At 62.7% G+C, this 6,363-nt stretch carries 7 protein-coding genes and 1 pseudogene; 3 read left to right on the top strand and 5 right to left on the bottom strand.

All coding sequences use genetic code 11. From position 1 onward, the window contains the following. The 5 genes and pseudogenes from EOA36_RS23300 to EOA36_RS23320 all read right to left on the bottom strand — a co-directional run. Positions 1-419: pseudogene (locus EOA36_RS23300) on the bottom strand (ATP-dependent DNA ligase); the annotation flags it as partial. An 8-nt stretch (positions 420-427) separates the two neighbouring features. Then, positions 428-745: a plasmid stabilization protein gene (locus tag EOA36_RS23305; RefSeq protein ID WP_127279598.1), complete on the bottom strand. Its 318-nt coding sequence runs from the start codon at positions 743-745 to the stop codon at positions 428-430. A gap of 107 nt (positions 746-852) precedes the next feature. Next, the gene (locus tag EOA36_RS23310; RefSeq protein ID WP_127279599.1) at positions 853-2,565 is read right to left on the bottom strand and encodes an HAD-IIB family hydrolase; all 1,713 of its coding nucleotides are present in this window, start codon (positions 2,563-2,565) and stop codon (positions 853-855) included. Positions 2,566-2,575: 10 nt separating this feature from the next. Continuing rightward, positions 2,576-3,547 carry an SDR family oxidoreductase gene (locus EOA36_RS23315; RefSeq protein ID WP_127279600.1) on the bottom strand — a complete coding sequence of 324 codons (972 nt, stop codon included), beginning with the start codon at positions 3,545-3,547 and terminating at the stop codon, positions 2,576-2,578. 93 nt (positions 3,548-3,640) lie between these two features. Beyond that, on the bottom strand, positions 3,641-4,075 hold the full coding sequence (locus tag EOA36_RS23320; RefSeq protein ID WP_245464446.1) for a hypothetical protein: 435 nt from the start codon (positions 4,073-4,075) through the stop codon (positions 3,641-3,643). A gap of 74 nt (positions 4,076-4,149) precedes the next feature. Here EOA36_RS23320 and EOA36_RS23325 point away from each other — a divergent pair, with 74 nt between their 5' ends. From EOA36_RS23325 to EOA36_RS23335, 3 genes are all read left to right on the top strand, one after another. Continuing rightward, positions 4,150-4,440: a metalloregulator ArsR/SmtB family transcription factor gene (locus EOA36_RS23325; RefSeq protein ID WP_127279601.1), complete on the top strand. Its 291-nt coding sequence runs from the start codon at positions 4,150-4,152 to the stop codon at positions 4,438-4,440. A 33-nt stretch (positions 4,441-4,473) separates the two neighbouring features. Continuing rightward, positions 4,474-5,589: an alkene reductase gene (locus EOA36_RS23330; RefSeq protein WP_127279602.1), complete on the top strand. Its 1,116-nt coding sequence runs from the start codon at positions 4,474-4,476 to the stop codon at positions 5,587-5,589. Between the two features lie 98 nt (positions 5,590-5,687). Continuing rightward, positions 5,688-6,363, top strand: a 676-nt coding sequence (locus EOA36_RS23335; protein ID WP_127279603.1) for an NtaA/DmoA family FMN-dependent monooxygenase, incomplete at its 3' end; no start/stop codon positions are given.

A 6,363-nucleotide genomic window follows, 5' to 3' on the forward strand; every position in this document is an offset into this window, starting at 1 on the left:
CTCGACAACGGCTCGCCAAGCAGGATCGTCCCGCCCGGTGCAACTGGCATGTCGAACAGGATCAGCCGCGCCGGCGTTTGCACGCTCAGCTTGCGGATACGGCTTTCGGCCGGGTGAAGCCGCATCTGCAGTGCGTCGAAGGAAAGCTGGCCTTCGAGTTCGATGACGATTTCGCCATCGACAACGAAGTTGCGGGCCTCGACCTGCTGCAGCATGGCGACGAGCTCCGGGAAGTAACGGCCGAGAGGTTTGCCGGATTTCGCGCGCAGGTCGACATCCGTGTCGCCTTTGAAGGCGAGGCAGCGAAACCCGTCCCATTTGGGCTCGTATTGCCAAAGGCCTTCCCCTTCCGGCAGGACATCGGCGGCCTTGGCCTCCATGGGAGGCGTGTCCAGGGAGAGGGCAAACCTGTCCGTCATTGAGCCGTTCAGTGGGCGTGGTGTGCGGCATTCCTCTTGCGCGTCGCCGCCGCCTTCTTTGCCGATTCGGACCGGCTCGCGGCCGATCGGGAAGCCGACGCCTTTCCGCCGCTCTTGCCGCCCTTGTGCGCTGCTGGATGGCCCGTGTGCTTGCCACGCCCGGAGCCGCCTTCCTTCTTGCCGCCACCATCGTCCTTGTTGACCGTTGCCCATGCGCGGCGCTCGGCTTCCTTGTCGGAGACGCCACGCTTCTCATAGCCTTCGGCGATATGGTCGGCCTTGCGTTCCTGCTTGTCGGTGTATTTGGATTTCTCGCCTCGTGGCATGATCGCTACTCCTTCTCGCTGGAGGTTGAACGTTAGGCCGGCGCCCGGGTTCCAACGCGGTCGGCGAACCGCCGTTCCCGACATCGCCCATGACCGCGGCCTGGCTGCTACTCCTCGGGCGCCGTCGCTGGCGCGGTGTAGCGCCGCCGTACGGCATCGAGCACCCGTTTGCGGCTCTCTTCCGCCGAAAGCTTCCTGTCCTTTTCCGCCTCGGCGGTTTCGCGGGCGAGGTCCTTGTCCCTGATCTGGCGGCGGAACCATTTCGAATAGTCGCCCGCGCGCAGATGGAACTCCCAGGTCTTGTCGTCTATGCCTTCGGCCATCTGCGCAAAGATCATCAGATTGTGGGCCCTGAGGTTCATCGCATCGTCGGGACCGCGGAAATAGAAGCTGCCGGTCTCATCGAGTTGGCCCTCGGCATATTTGCGGCTGTGGCGCTTGAGAGACTGGCGAGGTTCGATCACCTTGACCGTCGTGAGTTTTTTGCGCACCTGCGGCCGCCAGAAAAGAACCCGGTCGCCCTTGGGCGTGGGAATGTCCTTCGGTGGCTCGATGCCGGTCTCGCGGCAGAAGGCCTTCACCACGTCCTTCGCCTTCGGGCCAAGGGCGATAACGGCCGTAACCAGGCGCAGGGCGTCGGTCGAAATCGCTTCGGGATGGACGGTGATCAGGATTGTGCCCGGCAGTTCCAGGGAGAGCACGGAGCGCGTATCGTCGCGCCGCTTCGGAAGAAGATGGTGCGCTTCGTCGATGACCAGCCAATGCGGTCTCGCGGTGCGGCGGCGGAAGCTGCCAAGGCCAGGCAGCAGGTCGGCAAAAAAGTCAGGCCGTTCGTTGACACGCAGCGCGAGCCCGTTGACGACGACATTGCTGTCGGCCTTGGCGATCAGATCCAGCACCTGCGCCTTTGTCGGCGCGCTCGATCCGTCCCCCAGCCGAACCGCACCCTCGAGGCCATCATAGTCGCCTTCGGGGTCGAAGACGCAAAACTGAAATCGGTTCTCGACGAAGCGTTCCGTCAGCGCGGTGGCCAAGGTGGATTTGCCGATGCCCGAACTGCCGGCGATGAGCACGCTGTCGGTCGGCGACAGATAGATGTCGTCGCCACCTGACGATCCCAGAACAATGCCGTCGTGGCGCCTCGGCACGATCCCGTGGTCGCGCTTGATCAGCTTGGCGATCAATTCCTCGACGCCTTTGCCGCGTGCGCCGCGCATGACCAGGTTTGCGGTGCTCTTGACCGCGGGAATGGCATTGTCGACCGCAACGCTGCAGCCGCAGGCCTGCAGAAAGGCATGATCGTTCTCGGCGTCGCCGATACCCACCACATTATGGGGCGACAGGCGAAGATCCTCGAGCGCGGCCGCCAGCCCGGTGGCTTTGTTGACGCCGCTCGGCAGGATCATCACCGCACCCTTGTTGAAGATGATTTCGAGCTCGAGCCCCATCTTCTTGATGACTTCGAGCACGGTCGCCTGATGTGGCTCCCAGGTGGCGACGATCGAACGTCCCACCGAAAGTGGCTTCACCCCCTGCTTTTTCAGTCTGGCGACGAATTTGGGCTCCGGCGATAGCGAGATCACCCGCTCCTCCTCGCTCGCCGGGGTATAGATCAGGGCGCCGTTCTCGGCGACGACCTTGTCGAACAGGCCGACATCGGGAAACACGCGCTTGAGGTCGGGCAGCTCGCGTCCGGTGACCAGAAGCAGTTTACGGCCACTTTTCTTGAACCGCTCCAACGCGGCGAGCGTCTTCTTGGAGACAGCCCCGTCATGCGCGAGCGTCCCGTCATAATCGGTCGCCAAGGCAATGAAATACATTGCGATGACCTCAGTAGCCGCCGACGATCGGCAGGATCTCGCCGGTGATGTAACTCGAGCAGTGCGGAGAGGCCAGGAACACATAGGCCGGAGCCAGTTCCTCCGGCTGTGCCGGCCGTTTCATCGGCGTGTCCGCGCCGAATTTCGAGACGTCGCCGGCTTGCTTGTCGGACGGATTGAGTGGCGTCCACACCGGGCCAGGCGCGACCGCGTTCACTCTGATGCCCTTGGCGATGAGATTGCCCGAAAGCGCGCGCGTGAAGGCATGGATGCCGCCCTTGGTCATCGAATAGTCGACCAGTTGCTTCGAGCCGTCTATGCCGGTAACCGAACCGGTGTTGACGATCGCCGAGCCCGGCTTCATGTGCGGCACCGCTTCCTGCGCCATATGGAAATAGCCATAGAGATTGGTCTTCAGCGTCGTGTCGAAATGTTCTTCGGTCAGCTCGCCGAAGTCGCTGGAATGGATCTGGAAGGCGGCGTTGTTGACCAGCACGTCGATGCGGCCGAATGTTTTGACCGTGGCCGCCACGGCATCGTGGCAATCCTGCCGTTCGCTGACGTCGGCCTTGATCAGGATGCAGCGTCGACCTTCTTTTTCGACGGCGGATTTCGTCTCTTCGGCGTCCCTGTCCTCGGCCAGGTAGACGATCGCGATATCGGCGCCTTCGCGGGCGAACAATACCGCCACCGCGCGACCGATGCCGGAATCGCCGCCGGTGATGAGAGCCACCTTTTCCTCGAGTTTCCTTGATCCGAGATAATAGGGAGCATCGTAGAGCGGGGCAGGTTCGATCGCCGCTTCATGCCCGGGCTTGGCCTGATGTTGCTTGGGGAAGGGCGGCTCGGGATAGGTGCGCGCGCCTGCCTGCATGGCGTGCTCCGCCTTGCCGTTGCGCTTCGATTTGTCCTTGGCATCGACGCCGCGCTGGATATGGCGCTGCTTGGCGGCTTCACCGGCGGTCCGGGATTTCGTCTCCATGGTGGTTCTCCTGGGCTGAAGAAAGTTCGCGCGCCAAACCGAAAGGTCAGCGCGACGCATAAGCTTGTCGAAATGTGTCGCCGCCCGTCCGCGTCAGTCCTTGACATAGGCGCCGGGTTGGCGGCCCGATTTTGGAGACTTCGCGTCCTTCGAACGTTCGGAGATCGCCGGGCCCGCACCGGATGTCTTTTCGGTTGCAGGGCTGGGTGTCGCCTTGCCAGGCGGGTTCTGGCCTTCGGACTGATGTGTTTTCTCATTTGTCTGATCCGCCTGTCGCGTGAGCCCCATCCCGCCTGCCGGCGGCTTGTTGCCCGCCGCATCGGGCGAGAAATCGTCGCTCGGATCCGGGCCGGTCCTGGCGGGATACTTCCGTGCGCCGGTTTCATATTCGGTCCTGTCGCGTGCCATGGCTGCCTCCGTGTTTGCCTGAACGCAAAACAGCCGCGGGCCGATCAGGTTCCGAACAAACGCCTTTGAACCGCCATGCAGGCTGTGCCGCCAGGGCAAGTGTTTCGCATCGGTCGCCAAAAACAGAATGTCGTTCCTTACGGATCGCATAAGTGCGATATAAATATCGGCTACTGGCGATATACGGGGAATTCATGGATCACGATGCCATCCTGAAGGCGTTGGCCCATCCGGTTCGGCGCCAGATGTTGAACTGGTTGAAAGAGCCGGAAATGCATTTCACGAGCCAGGAACATCCACTGGCCATGGGCGTTTGCGCGGGGCAGTTCGAACGTTGCGGTCTGTCGCAATCAACCGTGTCGGCCCATCTCGCCACGCTTTCATCGGCGGATCTGGTGACCACACGCCGCCTAGGTCAATGGGTATTCTACAGGCGGAACGACGAAACGATCGCCGCTTTCCGCGCTTCGCTCTCCGATATCTGAACCTGCATTTGCTTGAGTATGAAAGGCCTTCCGATGACCACACTTTTCGACCCGATAGCGGCCGGCGACCTCGCCCTCGCCAACCGCATCGTCATGGCGCCGCTGACGCGCAATCGCTCGCCGAATGCGGTTCCAGGGGATCTGTCCGTCACCTATTACCGCCAGCGTGCCACCGCGGGCCTGATCGTGACCGAAGCGACCGCGATCACTCATCAGGGCCAGGGCTATGCGAACGTGCCGGGTCTTTACGCGCCAGAACAGCTCGCCGGGTGGAAGAAGGTCACCGACGCAGTGCACGCCGAAGGCGGCAAGATCGTCGTTCAGCTCTGGCATGTGGGGCGGATTTCGCACACATCGCTGCAGCCGGGAGGCGGCAAGCCTGTTGCGCCGTCGGCGATCCGCGCGAAATCCAAGACCTTCCTGGTCGGAGCGGATGGCAGCGGCAGCTTTGCCGAGACGTCCGAGCCGCGGGCACTTGAGGAAGGCGAGATCCAGGGTATCGTGCAAGACTTCCGGCGTGCGGCGAAAGCGGCAATCGAGGTCGCCGGTTTCGACGGCGTCGAGATCCACGCGGCCAATGGCTATCTTCTCGACCAGTTCCTGCGTTCGGGCAGCAATCATCGGACCGATGCTTATGGCGGTTCGATCGAGAACCGTGCCCGCTTCCTGTTCGAGGTGGTGGAGGCGGTCGTCGGGGAAGTCGGCGCCGGCCGGACCGGCATTCGGCTCTCGCCGGTGACGCCGGCCAATGACTCCTCCGATCCCGAACCCCAGCCTTTGTTCGAATACGTGGCCAGGAAACTCGGCCGCCATGGATTGGCCTATGTCCACGTCATTGAAGGTGCGACGGGCGGGGCCCGTGATTTCCAGCAAGGCGAGCGGCCGTTCGACTATGCCGCCTTCAAGGCGGCCTATCGCGATGCGGGCGGTGCCGGCGCCTGGCTGGTCAACAATGGCTATGACAGGGAACTCGCGGAAGCTGCGGTGGAGGCAGGGCGTGCCGATCTGGTCGCTTTCGGAAAATTGTTCATCGCCAATCCCGATCTCGTAGGCAGATTACAGCAAGGCATCGCGCTGAACGCCCCCGACAGCAATACGTTCTACGGGGGCAATTCGAAGGGATATACGGATTATCCGACGGCGGCATAGCAGCTCGCCGACTGAACCGAAGTTCCGGCGGGTCGCGGTCAATCCCGCCATGCCGGAACTTCGGCGGATCACTCAATGCCGCTCGGGATGCCCAGCCCATGACACATAAAAAGCAGCTGCGGCTCGGCGCGTTCATGCGCCCGGTCAGTTTGCACACAGGCGCCTGGCGTTATCCCGGCGCCTATCCGGACGCCAATTTCAACTTTGCCCATCTGAAGCGCTTCGCCCAGACGCTTGAGGCGGCGAAGTTCGATGCCTTCTTCATGGCCGACCATCTGGCAGTGCTCAACATGCCGATCGAAGCGCTGCGGCGCAGCCATACGGTGACGTCGTTCGAGCCATTCACGCTGCTGTCGGCGCTGGCCGCCGTCACCGATCATATCGGGCTGGTCGCCACGGCATCGACGACCTTCGACGCGCCCTATCATGTCGCGCGCCGCTTCGCCTCGCTCGATCATATCAGTGGCGGCCGCGCCGGCTGGAACATCGTCACCACGTCCAATCCCGACGCGGCGCTGAACTTCGGTCTCGACGAACATGTCGAGCATGATGAGCGCTACCGGCGGGCGCGGGAGTTCCACGATGTGGTGACCGGGCTGTGGGACAGCTTTGCCGACGACGCCTTCATCCGCGATCCTGAAAGCGGGCTTTATTTCGATCCGGCGAGGCTGCATGTGCTGGATCACAAGGGCGAGCATCTTTCGGTGCGGGGGCCTCTCAACATTGCTCGGCCGGTGCAGGGCTGGCCGGTCATTGTCCAGGCCGGCCCTGCAC

It is taken from the genome of Mesorhizobium sp. M8A.F.Ca.ET.021.01.1.1 (assembly GCF_003998025.1).
Taxonomy (GTDB): Bacteria; Pseudomonadota; Alphaproteobacteria; order Rhizobiales; family Rhizobiaceae; genus Mesorhizobium.

What these genes read in the sequence shown, in the direction of transcription:
- EOA36_RS23305 (WP_127279598.1), bottom strand. Translation starts at nt 745, where the DNA reads ATGCCACGAGGCGAGAAATCCAAATACACCGACAAGCAGGAACGCAAG.
- EOA36_RS23310 (WP_127279599.1), bottom strand. Translation starts at nt 2,565, where the DNA reads ATGTATTTCATTGCCTTGGCGACCGATTATGACGGGACGCTCGCGCAT.
- EOA36_RS23315 (WP_127279600.1), bottom strand. Translation starts at nt 3,547, where the DNA reads ATGGAGACGAAATCCCGGACCGCCGGTGAAGCCGCCAAGCAGCGCCAT.
- EOA36_RS23325 (WP_127279601.1), top strand. Translation starts at nt 4,150, where the DNA reads ATGGATCACGATGCCATCCTGAAGGCGTTGGCCCATCCGGTTCGGCGC.
- EOA36_RS23330 (WP_127279602.1), top strand. Translation starts at nt 4,474, where the DNA reads ATGACCACACTTTTCGACCCGATAGCGGCCGGCGACCTCGCCCTCGCC.